Source organism: Streptomyces sp. NPDC046860 (assembly GCF_040645115.1).
Lineage (GTDB): Bacteria > Actinomycetota > Actinomycetes > Streptomycetales > Streptomycetaceae > Streptomyces.
Genome location: NZ_JBEYXQ010000008.1, coordinates 230,880 through 246,177, shown reverse-complemented (window position 1 = coordinate 246,177; position 15,298 = coordinate 230,880). Strand labels below are relative to the sequence as shown.

The window sequence follows — 15,298 nt, the reverse complement described above, 5'->3', positions numbered from 1 at the left end:
TCCAGTTCCGCCCACCCGTTGCCGTGTCATGCGGCAGGGAGGGAATCGCGGACAATCCGCAACGCGGGGCCAGCGCTACGGACGGTGCACGGCTGTCCGGGCCGGCTCACTCAGCAGGTCAGGAAGGGCGAGAACGGCTTCGAGCCGGTCCCAGGGAATTTCATCCCGTGTCGGCTTGCGAAGGCAGTGGGCGAAGCGTTCGGCGAGGCGAGGAGCGCTCATTCCGGCGCACTCGGCCACCGCGAGGATGTGCGCCGCGGTCTGGTCACCGTTCTTCAGCCACGCCGCGATGCACGCGTCACGCAGAGCAGAGATGTTCCTGCCGAGCAACGAGTCGGCCTCATACGCTTCCAGAACCGCCGCCCGCGCCTGCCTCCAGATCTTCTGGTAGACCGGGGCGGTCAGCGGTCGTCCGTCGTCGAGAACGAATATCGCGTCATCGGGGCGGAGATCTCGCCGAGCGATCTCCGCCTTCAGGAGTGCCACCAACTCCCGGCAAGCAGGAACGCGCCGTTCGGCGCCCGCACGCTCCGAATCCGTCTCGCGGCGCTCTTGTCCCTGAGGGTGGATCAGCAGCCAACCGGTGCCGTCGTCCGCGAGTTCCACGTCTCGGACGCGCAGCACCAGGGCCTCCTTCGGCTGCAGCGCCGCGAGAGCGATGGACGCCAGGAAGGCCCGTAGTACGAGGCCGTTCTGCGGCTGTCCGGCGGCCCAGTCCAGGATCGAAAAGCACTGCCGATCGGTCAGAAGAAACGTTTTGGCGCCAACAACTGCGGCCATGGGTGAACTCCTTGGGGTGAGGTGTGGGGGTAGGCACGGCAGTCCGCACCGCTTGTGAGTCGCACGGCGACCGAACCTCTCCAATAGTCTGGAGAATCGCCGGTTTCGGTAACCGGCGATCCCGTGCTACATTCCGCCGACCACGCAGACGATCGTCCGTGAGCTGCTCCAGGTTCACTTGCTTCGCCACGCAATTCCAGCCCCTCGCGGGCTCAATTCGTCTGCCGTGAGCGAATCACCATGCTGACCCCGATATCGCTCCCGCCCAGCCATCAAGCCCTCGATCTGGACGAGCAGCAGTACCGGAACAGAGCAGGCGCCTTCTAAGCACCTGGTGCTTCCAGTTCGGATTTTCCGGCACAAGTCGCTTGCAACACTCGCCGATCATCCGTAAGCCAGCCGACGCGGTCGCCAGCGCGTCGTTCGTACCACTACCCAGCCGTTCCTCGGCTGAATGCCGGCAAGACTCACGACTCGTTCCATCAAACTCGCCGCCCGCCAACGAATTCTCGACGCTGCAGTCGAGAGTGGGGTGCGCCTCCTCGCGCAGGGAGCCACCTGGCAGGCCCGCCGCCTCTCCTAGCCCCCGTGGATGCATCGAACATGCCAGGAAACGACATCGAACAGGCATGCACGCTGGAGCGAAGGCGACAAGCAGACCCGCGAGGGGCACTCTGCCAAACTGCGCGTACATCTGCCGGCACGAGCGGAGATCGTCGGCGTTTTGCCGATCCCCGCCCCTTGTCAGCGCTCGAATCCCTCGCTCGCCATCGTGGTCTGCCAGTGCCCCGGATCAAGAACGCCGGACTCGAGCCCTGGCTGGATCAGGGCCGATGCCGTGCGGACGTGCCCGCCGGTGAGGCGAGGAACGGCTTCCCGGATCCGTTCTGCACGGCTTCTGCGTCCGATTCATTTGTCCAACGGGTCGAGCGCCCCGTCAACCAGGGCGCTAGTCAGGGCCCGAACGGCTTCATGTCCTGCCTCCGCAAGCCGCGACAGGGCCGCATCCCACTCGGTAAGACGACGCAGGGCTTCGCTCCGGCGTCGTTGTTCCTCGATTGCCAGCACGGGCAGGCGCAGCCGTTTCACATCGATGCGGAGGGCTCCGCTTGTTCCGGTGGACGTTCGGGCTGCCTTCGTGGCGTTCTCGGAGCGTGTGAGGGCGCCAGCCGCGAACCACGGGTCGAGGTAGTCCAGATCCACGCGCACGGCGTGCACGCCCGGCCCGAGCCGGGCTCCGATCTGCTCATCCGTCGCGACCCGGGCGACCAAGGTTTGGGTGATTGCTGGGATGAGGATGTCGTGGGCCCGTACCCGGGCCGCCGGGTCGTCGTCGGGGCCGACGGGAACTGAACCGCTGGCGGGTCGGCCGGCGATGACGTCCTGGCTCGTCAGCGCTGGTTCGTGCCGATCAGGGTCGGGGGCATCGCGGTGTGCGGCGCGGGCCGCATGGCGGTGCAGGCTCAGCGCCCCGGTCCGGGAGAGTTCGCCCAGCGTCGCAGTGGGAACGCCAGACGACGTAGGCGCCTGGGTGGGGGAAAATTCTGGCAACGTATCCCGGAGCGCATTGAGTTGAGCCCTCACGACCGCTGGCATCTCGAGCAGTTCGTCGGGCGGGCACGGAATGGAATCCGGGTTCGGCACGTGATGCCGGGGAGTGAAGTCAACGTCCTCGTCGAGCAGTTCGGCCAGCGGCACATCCCGGGCGAAGTCTGCATCCGTGGCCAAGGGCCCGTGTCCCTTACGGTAGCGGTCCCACAACGGAGCGATGTGGCGGCGCAGCGCCTCGAGACGGTCCTTCGGGCGCACGTTCGCCTCCAGGGGCACGTCGTCGCCGTTGACGAACAGCACACCTGTAGGTGGGGCGCTGTCCTCGTCGGGGCTTTGGAGAAGCCAGACATGCACGCCGTTGCCGCTACCGACGGTCGCCGTCGGGGGGAGCCCGACGACTGCCTGCAGGGCGCCGCGCCGGACCAATTCGCTGCGGATGCGGCGTCCCGCGGGACGCGCAGCCACTGCGGGCGGCAGGAGCAAGGCGGCCCTCCCACCGGGCTTCAGCTGAGCCAACACATGTTGTACCCAGGCAAGTTCGGGTTCGGTACGCGGGGGCATACCTCCATAGGCCCACCGGGGGTCGAAGGCGAGGCGGTCGTGGCCCCAGTCGCGGGGACTGTGAGGAGGACTGCCGACTACGGCATCAACGTGGTCGACGGAGAAGGCGCCCTCAAGGAGCGGATCGCCGACGCGCAGGCACAGTTCTTCGCCGGTGCCCGAAGCGGCCTTGGCCTGCTGCCGCAAGACCAGCAGGCGCAGCAGCGCGATGCGCACGTGTTCGGGGCGGGCGTCCAGCCCCAGAAGCTGCGGCGCGCCACCTGCCGCGTTCACCCTGTCGAGGGCGGTGCGCAAGAATGTGCCGGTGCCGCAGGCGACGTCGAGGACGGAGGCGGCGGGGCCGACGAGATCCAGCATCAGGCTGACGACGGGCACGGGCGTATCGGTGAGGCCGGCCGCGCCTCGGGCTGTCACGTATTGCGCGTGAAGGTGCTCCAGAATTCCGACACAGTCCTCTTGGTCGCTCAACGAGCACGAGACCTCGAGGATCTCTCGGTGCGTTGGTGACCATACGACCGGGAGGTCCGTCAAGAGCACGTCGGCGTGACGGGGTGAAGTCAGCAGACGTACGGCGTCGGCAAGTTGGCGAGGGGTGGGCACTGCGGCAGGCGCCGTCAGGAGTGTCAGGCCGACCAGGACGAGGGCCTCAGCGGACTGCCCGGCCGTCCCGAGCGCTTCCAGACGCTGCTGGAGTCGGTCGAGCGGGCCGATGGTGCGGAGCTTGCCTTGCCGGTCGAGCCATAGCTCGACCTCGTCCAGGTCGAAGGCGGGACTCGCGGCTGTGCCGGCGATCGGCCGAGGGAAATCCTGGTGGCGTCGGCGCCAGTTACTCACTGCGGCCCGGCCGACACCTGCGATCCTGGCGATGCCCGTGGCCGTCACGGTGGTCGGTTCCTCTGTCACGCCTTGCTCCCTGCGTCCTACCCTGTCTCTGCAGACAGAGCGTGAAGCGTACCTTCGTTCTACCGTGCGTGTATGTTCTTCACGCGTCGATAAAGGCGCCGCGCTTGGAACCGCGTGCAGTACATCAAGGCACGGATCAATCCCACGTTCCCTCCTCCTCGCACCCCTCGATGCCTTCGTCGATCTCGCGCACTTCTGGACTCTCTGCTCCGAACGCGATGACGGCGTCAGGGCGCACGCTGACATAGGCAGCGTGCGCCTGCTTCGACAACCCCTGCTCGCATAGCAGGCCGGCGTGGTCGATGCCCAAGCGGACCACACCCTTCTCGATGCGACCGAAGTGGCCGACGGCCGACGCCAGGCACTCCTCGATGAGCTGGACGGCGCCTCTCAGATCGCCGTTGGCCGCCTGTGCGGCAGCATCGGCGCGGATCTGGGTCAGGTCGTCCCGCCTCAGGTCGGTTCGCCGCGTCCGGCTGCGGGCCAGTGCATCCATCCGGGTACCGGGAGAGCGCCGCGGAGGCGGCGTTGACGGTTGCGGCGAGGGCGGTGGTGAGCACGGGGCACGCCAAAGCAGGGCCGGATCGAAGCGGCCGAGCTGGGGGCTACCCGTTCCCCTGAGGTCGTCCACGTACGGGTAGCAAGCCCCATACAGGGTTCGCGCGTCGGAGAAGCGCAGTTCCGGGTCCTTGTGCAGCAATCGGTCGATGATGTGGGCCAGCCATAGCGGGGTTTCGGGGCGCACGTCCCGGGTCTTGCGGGGCGCCTGGTCAATGTGGGCGCGCGCCATCGCGTGAGCGGTCGGTGCGTTGAAGAGGAGTTCTCCCGTGACGAGTTCGAATACGAGGCAGCCCGTGGAGTAGAGGTCACTGCGGGGCTCGGCGAGACCGTCGGCAGCCTGCTCTGGGGCCATGTACGCCGCGGTGCCCGGCACCTGGCCGGTGGCCGTCAGTCTCGTCGCGTGGGGGTCGGAGACGGCGACGATGCCGAGGTCCACCACCTTGATGACGCCGCCTGCCGCGATCATGACGTTGGTCGGCTTGAGGTCGCGGTGGACGAATTCGGCGTCGTGCAAACAGGCCAGTGCAGTGGCGAGTTGAGCCAGGATCGCCGTGATCGTAGAGAAGGACAAGGGGTGATGGTTGGCCGCCAGCTCCGCCAGGGTGGGCCCCTCGATGTACTCCATGACGAGATAGGGCTCGTCGGCGTGGTATCCGAAGTCGTACACCTGGGGGAAGTGCCGGCAGCGGCTGAGCCCGGTGGTCGCCTTGGCCTCACGCTCCAGGCGATCCGCGTAACGCCCCTCTTCTCGTTCAACGTTCTGCGCGTGGAGTTGCTTGACGGCGACCTGCCGGTCAAGGCTCAGATCGTACGCCAGGCTCACCTCGCCCATCGCACCGCCACCAAGCCGACGCACGAGGCGGTACCGCCTGGCGATGATTTCATTCTGTGAACCCACCTGAGGTCCGTTCTCTGCAATGAATTTGACGGATCATCCGTGCGTGAACCGTAGCAGCATGTAGCCTCCGGTGAATGTTGTTCACAGAGACGGGTGTGAGGAGTGCGCGTGACTGAGTGGCCGCTGCCCGCAGGAACCACGGGTGACCCGGGCCTGATCAGAGTGTTCACCGGAGGCACGAAGGAGGGGGACGAGGACTGCCCCACGCTGCGGGCCGTCAAGGCCCGGCCACGCCTTCGCCCCACGCACCGCACCCCCTACAAGCCGGCGGACTACGAATCGTTCGCCCTCGCCGCCGTAATGCGCCGGCTCGACACCGTAGAGTTCGGCCACCCCCGGGACGATCCGGCCCGAGTGCGCCCCTCGCACCCCGGGCTCGAGCGCTATGCCGAGCATGCCGCCGCCCAGTACCTGGACGCGGTCAAATCCCTAGACCCAAGAGCGGAGCTGCTGCCCGATCCGCAGTACTGGGTCAAGCAGTCGAGGACAGCAGCCAGGGGTCAAGGCACCCCCACCGTGTACGAGATGAAGGTCTGGGGGCGCTGCTACGCCAGCCGTGACCGTGCGGTGTGCGAGCTGCGCCTGCTCCGGTTCGGATCGGTACAGCCCGGGCGACGTGGGCCGGCTGAGCGGGATCCGGCGGAGGTCGCAATGGCGGCATACATCGCTGCCCACGGCGGCCGTGCACCAGAACCCACCCGATGGAGTGACGCGCACGACGTGCACAGCGCCGTCACCCCGAAGCGGGTACGGGTCGTGGAGATCGGCTGCCTGGACGGCTCGGTCCGTCCACCGCTGTTCGACGGGACACCCCAGGAAGCTGAAGCCGCCTATCACAAGCTCGCCGCGCCCCGCCTGCGCGCCACGGTCGATGCCGTGGACAGGCGCCCGGGCCCCGGATGCGCGACATGCAAGCTCGCCGCTTCCTGCCCTGACCTGGTGCGCACGCCGGGCATCTTGCAGATCGCGGACGGGGCGCGGCCTCGCCGCACCCTGTCCGTCACCGATTTGCGCCGCTATGCGAACTGCCCCGCGCAGGAACATCTGCGGCGCATCCATCTGCCCTACGACAAGGACATCGAGCACGACCATCACGTGGTGCGCGGGCACGCAGTGCACGCCTGGCTGCAGCATCTGCACGCGCGAACCCCACAACGCCCCTGCACACCGGACGACACCCCCGCCGACCGGTCCGACTGGGCGGTCGGCGACTGGCACCTGACGGGGGACGATGCCGAACTCGGTGCCCGCCTGATCGCCCGTCATGCCGCCGTGTGCCCGCTGCGCCACGCCGATCCGGATGCGGCGCTGGTCGCGGAAAGACTCCTCACCTTCCACGACACGCAGGCCGATGTCGTGCTCGTGGCCAAGCCGGACCTCCTGTACCGCAGTGGCGGTTCGGTGGTGTGGCGTGAGGTCAAGAGCACCAAGTACCGCACCCCGCGTGGGGACAAGGACATCCTGGAGCTGTATCCCCAGGCGGCCCTGGCCCTGGTGTTGCTGGCCGACGGTGCGCTCGGCGGTGACGTGCGCCGCTCCCGCGTCGAGGTGGAGATCCTGCGGCCCACCGGACCGGACCTGGAACTTGTCTCCCCCCGTCAGGCCGACCGTGTTGCCACAGCTCGGCAGGTGCTCCATGACCTCGCCGCCCCGTGGCATGCGGACCGCACATCCGCCCCGAACCCGGGAACCCATTGCGCCCGCTGCGAGGTGTCCCGTTGGTGCCCCGCCGCGCCCTCCTCCTCTGTTTCGTCGTCCCTCCAGTGAAACGGACCACCGTGCCCCCCGATAGCTCCGCGCTTGTCCCGCACCAGGGTCTGACTCTGCTGCGCACCGTGGCCTCCGCCGTCCTCGAACTGGATGCCCTGTCCGACCTCGGTACCTTCACCCTCCCCTACCCGGCCGAGGCGCAACGCGCCCTGGACCGCACCGTGCTGGCCTGCCTGCTGCGCGGCGCCGACCCGCCCCTGAGCGTCAGCGACCTGCTCGTGTGGTGTCGCCAGCGGCCGGTGACCGAGTGGCCGCTGGACCTCCCCGACGGTCTGGCGGGCCCGGATGACCGCCTCATCGACGAGAGCGCCTACGTGCCCACGGACCTGTGCTACGAGTGGGCCGTTGACCGGCCCGACTCGGCGACCGAGCAGATCGACCGGGCCTTGATCGGCCTGGCGATGGACCGCTGCCGCAGCGCCAACGCACCGGCCAGCTATGTGGCCTTCCGGCGCCTGCTCATCGAACATCCCGTGCTCACCAGGGACAAGGCCACCGAGATCGCGCTGGAGCCGGCCTTCACTCCACTCGACGGACTGCTCCAGCAGATCTACCTGCAGGCCCCCATCGGCTGGGCCCGCGGGGGCCGGTTCACCTCGTGCCGGCGCTGCCACACCCTGCTCGCCCCCATGCGGGAGGGCGGCTGGTGGTGCGAGAACGCGCGCTGCCGGCACCAGGGGGACGCCCCCGTGGGCCCCGCGTACGACGAGCTCGAGGGCGGCGGCGTGCTGCTACTGACCCGGCCTTTGCGCCTGTTCGTCACCTCTCCCGGCGTCGCCGAACTGCGCCTGGAGCGGAGCTTGTTGCGTCTTCGCCTCACCCCTGAGCTGTGGCCGAACTACGACGCATACGACCTGCGAATCCCGCTGCCTGACGGCCGGGTATGGGCCATCGATGTCAAGGACTGGGCCAACCCCGCGCTGCTCGGCCGCAATGCCAAGCCGCTGCTCAAAGATCCGCCCTACGACGAGGCGTTTCTCGTCGTCCCCGACCACCGGATCGCCATGCGCCGCAACTACGTGTCCGTGGTCCGCAAGTACCTGAGGGCCGATGTACGCAAGTCGATGACCGTGCTCAGCCACCGGCAGTTCATGGCACGGATCCGAACCACCCTGGCCGACGGCCCAGGCGGGCCGTTCGCCGACGACCAGGCGGAGGACGCCGATGCGTGACCAAAAGCAGTGGCGCGACGATCTCATCGCGAGCCTTCTTCCGTACTTCGCCGACGATCCGCAGCCGGAACTCGCGGCAGCCCGGTTGTGCGAAGTCGAGCTCGGACTCTGCCTGGTGGAACAGCTGCTGCCCGGGCATCCCGCACAGGCCGGCTGGACCCTCTTCGGCGGATACCCCTTCGCTGCCGCACTCGGACACGCCCAAACGCCCGCACTGCAACGCATGCTGCGCATCGGCCGCCACCTGCTGTGGCCGCTGCGCCGGCGCCGCGTGTGGACTCAGTCCCTCGACACCTATCTGACGCTCCCACCCGAGCTGCGCGGCTTCCACCTCGCCGGCAAGGACGACGCCCCCCGGCGGCGGAGCGTATCCATCGCCCACCACCGGTGGGCCATCTACACCCAAGCCCTGGCCGAGGCCCCGCCTTACCAGACCCGGTCGCTGCCACTGGCCGAGCCCGGCGCATGGCGCTTTCTGGAAAGCCGCACCTGGACCTCGGTGGAGCTACCCAAAGAACTGCCCGCCGAGGAAACGACGCCCCACGCCCTCGGATCATCGGCCGCACCGGACGGCAAGCCACTGGAGGCCCCCTGGGAGGAACTCCTCGCAACCGCCACGTGGATGGAGGACCAGCTGCGCGGCCCCGACGACCCCGACGGCGGCGACTGGCGGCGCAGGCTGGAAAGGGTCGAACTGTTCGTTCGAAAGCCCGAGTCGGGCGACTTCGCACCGGAGCACAAGATGCTGCGAATCGACCGGATGCTGCATCTGCTGGGAATGGTCGGTGCCGGAAAGAGCACCCTGCGGGACATCCTCGCAGTCTGGGCGGCCACCCACGACAAACGCGTCACCTTGGTGGTGGGCGATGTCGCCGAGGCCCTGCACCTCGTGTCCCTGTTCACCGCGCTCGGCCTCAAGGCGGCCCCCGTCCTTGGGGTAACCACACGCGAGCAGCATCTGCAGCGCACCCACCGCCGCCTCGCCGCACAGGACGGCGGCACCTCCCTGCTCACCCACGACGCGCTGAGCCTCGACTACCTCAGCACAGCCTGCCCCCTCGACGCCCTGCGCGGAGTCGAGACAGCGGAGCCACTCGCCTACCGGGCCGCTCCCTGCACCCAGCTCTTCCCGCCCAAACGGCGGCCACCCCAACGCCCGCTCACCGCACTGGCCACTGACGGATCGCAGGACACGCCAGCCCCGAACCTGCGCAAACGCCACGGCTGCCCTCTATGGCACCGATGCCCACGTCATCACGGTGCCCGCGAACTCGTCGCCGCGGACATCTGGGTCGCCACCCCCGCCGCCCTGGTCCACAGCGCCGTGCCCGCCCACCAAAACGAGGAGCGCATCCGCTTCCTCGAACTTGCCTGCCAGCGAAGCGACTTGGTCGTCATCGACGAGGCCGACCGCGTGCAGATGCAGCTGGACACCATGTTCGCCCCCGCCGCCGTGCTCACCGGGCGCACACCCAACTCCTGGCTCGACGAGATCCACCAGCACAAGATCGACGAACTGGCGCGCGGCGGACGCATCCAACTGTCCAACTCCACCGTCATGGAATGGACGGCGGCCCTGCACACCGTCACAGTCGCCGCCGACCGCATCTACCACATGCTGCTGGGCCACCGGAGCCTGCGCGACTGGGTCGAGGCCGACTACTTCAGCTCATGGACCCTCCAGTTCAAACTCATCTCGGACTGGTTCGGCAAGCCCTCCGACGCCGACACCGATCCGGCCGACACCCCCGACCGGCCCGCCCCCGAATGGGACGAGGACATCGGGCAGGCCGCCGACGGAGACGAGGAGACGCAACCTCCCGAAACCCGTCAGCCGGTCACACCACACTCCTCAGGCGACGCGCGACGCGACGCCGTCGTGGCGATCCTTGACACGTTCCGCGACGACCCGCTCGGCGACCGCGAACAACGCGACCCTCAGGTCGACTCGCTGGTGCGACTTACCCGTCAGCTTCTGCACGCCATCCGCCCCCGCAACGCCCGCCGCCTGGTCGAGCGAGAACTGCTCTCGCTTGCAGGGGACGCCGTGCTGGAAAGCCCCGACAGCGTGAAAGAGCAAGTGCTGCGCTTCGAATTCACCCTCCTGCTGTCCGCCCTGCACACCCGGCTCGACCTGCTGACGGAGCTGTGGCCAGGGGTCGAGGCCGCCTTGAACTTCGGGGCATCGAGCAACGTGCTGTCCCGCCGCCCGCCCGAGGACTACCGGCCGTTGGTCCCCGAATCACCCATGGGCAACATCCTCGGCTTCCAGTTCCTGTCCGAGGACGCAAGCCTGGGACAGCTACGCAGCGGCGAACTGCGCTTCTTTCGCTGCGCCGGAAATGGCCGCGAACTCCTCCTCCAACTGCCGGAGTTGACCATCGCGGACGGTCTTCCCGGACCGAACGTGCTGCTCATGTCGGGCACCAGCTGGGCCGGCCGCTCCACCCGCTACCACGTGCTCACCGAGGTCGGAGCCCTCCTCAAGCCCCCGCTGGCCGAACGCGCGGCCATCAACGAGACCGTATTCACCACCCACTTCCTGACCGGTACCGACGGCCGTCCCCTCAAGCTGTCCGGCACCAAACCCCACCTGCGCCCTCTCGTCCTCGAACACATGCTGGACCGGCTGGCCCGTCGCGGCACCGACGGCAAACCCAGCGTGTTCGAACAGGAACTCTCCGCCGTGAACGACGAAAGGCGCGAACGGCTCCTCGTACTGACGGGCTCCTACGACGAGGCACGTCGCGCGGCGGACATCCTCAACCGCATCCCCCGGTGGGCCGGAAAGGTGTGCCGCCTGGTCGCCGACGACGCGGACGAGGAGCCCCCGTTCTACTCCAGTCCGGCCATGGGCCCCGACGGCGGCACGGTCGTAGCCCTGCGCCGCGGCGACGTAGCCAATTTCGCCTCGACCGGCATGGAGATCCTGGTGGCTCCCCTGCTCGCCGTCGAACGGGGCCACAACATCCTCGACCGGGGAGTCGCCGCGATCGGCTCGGTGTTCTTCCTGGCCCGCCCACACCCCCGCCCCGACGACATCGGCCTCGCCGTACAGGCCGTCAACGACTGGGCGGCACGCATGCAACGCGACGGCAGTTTCGATGAGTTCGTCCGCGCACAACCGAGCCTGGACAAGGCCGGCGCCCAGTTCCGCACCCTCGCCCGCGCACGGTGGCGACACCTCCTCAACCACCCTCTGGCCTGGAGCCGGCTGAACGAGGACGAGAAGATCTCCTTCACCTGGGATCAATTGGTAGTCATCTGGCAGGTCATCGGCCGTCTCGTGCGCGGAGGCGTCCCCGCACGCGTCGTCTTCGTCGACGCTCCATTCGCCACCCGGGCCGCCTCAGGCAAGGCGGTGCCAGACACCTGGCGGACGAGTCTCCTGCTCGCCATGCGGCACGTCCTGGACCCCTACCTCGCTCCGCCCCCGGCCGACGAGACGACCCCCGGCACTGTACCGATCACTGCTCTGGACCGGGCCCTCGTCAAAGCCCTGTACGAACCCCTGCACACCGCGCTCGCCGGCATCGTCCCCTCCGCCCCGGACCCGTCCGACTGAACCGCACAGCCGTTCCCTCACCCCTGTACACGAAGGGACCCCACACATGCCCTCCTACCCCACCGTCAGATTCACCGCGTTCGAACCCGCCCGCGGCACGGAGTTCATCCGCCAGACCCACGGACTCGCCTTCCCCGCCTCATGGCGGGCCGAGGTACTGGACTTCTACCGGATCGGCAAACGCGAACCGAAAAGGATCAACCAGGTACCTATCCGCAGGCTCAACGAGGTCATCCGCGCCGTGGCACCCGACCTGCTGTGTGTCGCGCGCGGCGCCACACTCGACGACAACGCCCCATGGCTGTACGCAGAAACGCCGCTTCCGCTCCCCGTCATGCGGCAACTCATCCACGCCTGGATCCGTGACCTGCACTCCCCGCGCACCCGTAAGGAGTACCCGGACATCACCGAACGGGCCATCAAGCTCAGCGCCTCACTGGACATGGCCGGGCTGACCTGGCAGCCACACACCGTCGACCTCTTCGCGGGCACAACCTCGCCCGGCGGCACCTTCGAGCCGGACCCGCTGATCCACCAGCTCCTGCCCGACGCCCTCGCACAGAGCATCGCGAAGCTGGATCCCTACCGCTTCGAGGGCGTCGAGATGACGTTCAAAATCGCCGCCGCCGAACGCGGCGCCGAGCTCGTCTCCTGGCCGCCGCGTGACCACCAGGACGACGATGGAATGCGGTGGAAGTTCTCGTTCATCATCACGCTCACCGTTCAGACCGTGCCCTTCGCCGGCGACTTCCGTCTCCATATCCGCACCGGGGTTCGCCGCTGGCGCACCGGTGGGCCCGTGCCCGTGCCCTATCGGCGGACGGTGTCGGCGTACCTGCTCGCGCAAACGCCCTGGCTAGGGCAGTCGACAGGAACCGGACGGCTCTCGGTGTGCCGATTGGACATCGACCGCAACACGTCCCTGCCCCAGTGGACGCGCGGAGGCCCCCAAGGCATGCTCAGCAGCCTCGGGTTCTCTCGCGAACTCCCAAACGCGGCGGCAGTGCAGGAGAACCCCGACGCCTGGATCCCCGGGAAGGACGGCATTCAGATCGGCGTCGTGCATGCCACGTCGATGGGCGGCCATGGCGTCGGCACCGGTCTCATGCCGCGCGACCGCTCCCCCCTGACCGAATGGGCAGCCGAGGCGTTGCTGCCTCACCTCACCCAGCTCGGCGACTTCACCCGCAGCCGCTATCCAGTCCTCCCACGCAATCTGCCCAAGTCTCCGACAGCCAAGACGAAGGAGGAACGCGCCTTCCAGAAAGCGGAGTTGGAGCGGGAAGGCCGCAACGAACGACGCGCCGCCCTGGCACGAGTACTCGACGGTCGGCCCCTGCTCGTCGAAGCTCGCTGGCAGAACGACCACACCCGTGACGCCCTGATCGAGCAACTGGCAGTCTTGTTGGGCCTGGACGGGTCGGGCGGAACGGACAAGGCCGTACGTACCTGGACGACACCAGAGCTGACGGTACGCCTGTACCTGGAAGACGCCGGTGTCGTCGCCGCCCGACTCGATTTCCCCGACGGCCAGCCGAAACGGAAGACACTCACCACAGCGATCAGTGCCCGCCGACGAGAGGTCGCCGAACTGTGCGAGCGCGACGAACGGCCCGAAGTCCAGGCCGTCGTGGTCGAGATCGGCCACCCGAAGTCCTTCCGGCCTGACATCGTGGACCCAAAGTTCGCCGTACGCCTCGGGTATGCCGATGCAGGACGGTTGACAAAGTTCATCACCTTGCCGAGCTCGCGCTGGAACACCGCCACCAAGAAGAGCATCGCCCACCGAGCCCTACAGGCTTGGAACGACGTCCTTCGGCAACTGGGCGTCTGCACGGCACCGGAGCACAGTGTGGACGAACTGCCCACGGCCCTGGAGTACGTCGCACTGTGGATGGTCAAGCGCCGCGCCGACGGGCCCACCCGCAAACGCCGCACCGCACCTGTCGCCGTAAGAATGAGCGCAGCCGACAGCTCGGTGACGGGGTGGGACACCGACCGTGGGGACTGGATTCCGTACCCGGAACTCCTGCTCTCTCTTGCCCGCCACGCCGAGATCCCGGGCGAGTATGAGTTCGACGAGGAAGACCAAGATGGTGAGGACGGCGAAGTCACAGGAGCGACCGGGCAGGAGGACGCGCCGAGGCCGGAGGCCGAGGATGGGGAGACGAAGCGCACCACGACCTGGGTTCCCGATCTGGACGATCAACGGGCCGAGACGGCCCAGTTCATCCGGGCGATGCTCTATAGCCTGCGCGACCGCCACGTCCTGCTGCTCTCGCACGCACAGAACTCCCGTCTGCACTGGCCATGGCTGACCAACGGCCGGCTGCGTCCCGACGCCCTCCAGTTCGGCCCCAACCCGGCCCAGCACATCACCCTGTACGGCGAGAATCTGTGCCATGTTCGGGTACGCGACCATGCATCCGACGAAACCCCTCAGTGGTTCGCCCCGGACGACGACACCGCCGATCACGGCTTCGCGAGCGGCCTGTGGGCCCACCCGGGCGTTGACGACGACCACCGCGTGTACTACAGCACCGGCGAAAAGCCCCACACAGCCAAGCACGCGGTGAAGACCGCCTCGAAGATTGCCACCCGGATCCCGCTGAGGAAGAAGCGCTCGGAGGATGAAGAAGACAAAGAGCCGGAGCCTGTCATCGACACGGGCACCAACGCATGGAACCCGTCAGCACTGGAGATCGCGGTTGTCGCCGTGCCAGAGAAATCCAGCGCGCCGGGGCTTTGGGCCGCCATCACCCACCAGTTGCGCCGCGCGCCTGACTACAACGTGACCCTAGGGCTTCCACTCCCGCTCCACATGGCGGCAAAGACCGCACAATACGTCCTGCCACACGACGGCGACTCCGACGAGTCCTCCGGAGAGGAAGGTTCTCCACCGAGTCAGTGACTTGCAGGCTCATCCCGCAGGGCATGCGTGGCAGTCCGGCGTCGTCACCTCGCGGAACTCGACTCCGGCCGCCCGGCGGCTGAGGTCTTGATCTTGCCTGCCGCCCCACGGTCGGATCGGCACACCGTCCGCCGACATACCGATGGGCGCGGGTCGCAGGACCTCCAGCAGCGATGCGAGTGTGGGGCGGCGGTAGGGCTGGCCAGGGCGGACGTCAGCCCAGGGCACGAAGGATCTGCTCCATACATTGCCTGACCGGGGGTTCCTTCTCCTTGCCGAGTGCAGTGCGCACTGCCGTGGCCAATTCTCGCGAAGCGTCTGGGCGTCTGTTTTTCAGCAGCGCGGCCACGTAGGCGGCGCCCTCGACGAATCCGGTGGCCCGCACCGCCTTCAGCACCTGGGTGGTGAAGGCGGTATCCGCGCCAGAGTCGAATGCGATGGCACGAGCGGCTAGGCACTGGCCGAACGGATCTCGCACGAGCGTCCACCGCGGCTCCGCTTCGCCGACTGACTCACTCGTGGGGTGCACGGGGAACTCGGAGGTGGCAAGCAGGGCGAAGAGTTCCTCAGCAGAACCACGGTCCTCCATGTTCCGGGACGGGCGCGATCTTAGCGCCGTGCGGACA

8 protein-coding genes are annotated in these 15,298 nt (G+C 67.9%); 4 read left to right on the top strand and 4 right to left on the bottom strand.

What is annotated here, in order from left to right; translation table 11 throughout:
- Positions 1–75 precede the first annotated feature (75 nt).
- From ABZ898_RS14805 to ABZ898_RS14795, 3 genes are all read right to left on the bottom strand, one after another.
- The gene (locus ABZ898_RS14805; protein ID WP_361657603.1) at positions 76–780 is read right to left on the bottom strand and encodes a hypothetical protein; all 705 of its coding nucleotides are present in this window, start codon (positions 778–780) and stop codon (positions 76–78) included.
- A 909-nt stretch (positions 781–1,689) separates the two neighbouring features.
- On the bottom strand, positions 1,690–3,795 hold the full coding sequence (locus ABZ898_RS14800) for an N-6 DNA methylase (RefSeq protein ID WP_361657600.1): 2,106 nt from the start codon (positions 3,793–3,795) through the stop codon (positions 1,690–1,692).
- 136 nt (positions 3,796–3,931) lie between these two features.
- The gene (locus tag ABZ898_RS14795; RefSeq protein WP_361657598.1) at positions 3,932–5,254 is read right to left on the bottom strand and encodes a serine/threonine-protein kinase; all 1,323 of its coding nucleotides are present in this window, start codon (positions 5,252–5,254) and stop codon (positions 3,932–3,934) included.
- A gap of 108 nt (positions 5,255–5,362) precedes the next feature.
- Here ABZ898_RS14795 and ABZ898_RS14790 point away from each other — a divergent pair, with 108 nt between their 5' ends.
- The 4 genes from ABZ898_RS14790 to ABZ898_RS14775 are packed head-to-tail and all read left to right on the top strand — an operon-like array spanning position 5,363 to position 14,672.
- On the top strand, positions 5,363–7,021 hold the full coding sequence (locus tag ABZ898_RS14790) for a PD-(D/E)XK nuclease family protein (RefSeq protein ID WP_361657595.1): 1,659 nt from the start codon (positions 5,363–5,365) through the stop codon (positions 7,019–7,021).
- Positions 7,022–7,032: 11 nt separating this feature from the next.
- Positions 7,033–8,196, top strand: coding sequence for a hypothetical protein (locus tag ABZ898_RS14785; RefSeq protein WP_361657593.1), 1,164 nt, complete (start codon positions 7,033–7,035; stop codon positions 8,194–8,196).
- Positions 8,189–11,761 carry a signal recognition particle gene (locus ABZ898_RS14780; protein ID WP_361657590.1) on the top strand — a complete coding sequence of 1,191 codons (3,573 nt, stop codon included), beginning with the start codon at positions 8,189–8,191 and terminating at the stop codon, positions 11,759–11,761. The genes ABZ898_RS14785 and ABZ898_RS14780 overlap by 8 nt, the downstream gene beginning before the upstream one ends.
- A 46-nt stretch (positions 11,762–11,807) precedes the next feature.
- A complete protein-coding gene (locus ABZ898_RS14775) occupies positions 11,808–14,672 on the top strand; it encodes a DUF3962 domain-containing protein (RefSeq protein WP_361657588.1) in 2,865 nt (954 codons plus the stop codon).
- A 214-nt stretch (positions 14,673–14,886) separates the two neighbouring features.
- Here the strand turns inward: ABZ898_RS14775 and ABZ898_RS14770 are convergent, their stop codons facing one another.
- Positions 14,887–15,261, bottom strand: a complete 375-nt coding sequence (locus ABZ898_RS14770; protein WP_361657585.1) for a hypothetical protein — start codon at positions 15,259–15,261, stop codon at positions 14,887–14,889.
- Between the last annotated feature and the right edge of the window lie 37 nt (positions 15,262–15,298).

Bases quoted from the DNA above. Each gene is read 5' to 3' on its own strand.
- ABZ898_RS14805 (WP_361657603.1), bottom strand. From the start codon at position 780: ATGGCCGCAGTTGTTGGCGCCAAAACGTTTCTTCTGACCGATCGGCAG.
- ABZ898_RS14780 (WP_361657590.1), top strand. From the start codon at position 8,189: ATGCGTGACCAAAAGCAGTGGCGCGACGATCTCATCGCGAGCCTTCTT.
- ABZ898_RS14775 (WP_361657588.1), top strand. From the start codon at position 11,808: ATGCCCTCCTACCCCACCGTCAGATTCACCGCGTTCGAACCCGCCCGC.
- ABZ898_RS14770 (WP_361657585.1), bottom strand. From the start codon at position 15,261: ATGGAGGACCGTGGTTCTGCTGAGGAACTCTTCGCCCTGCTTGCCACC.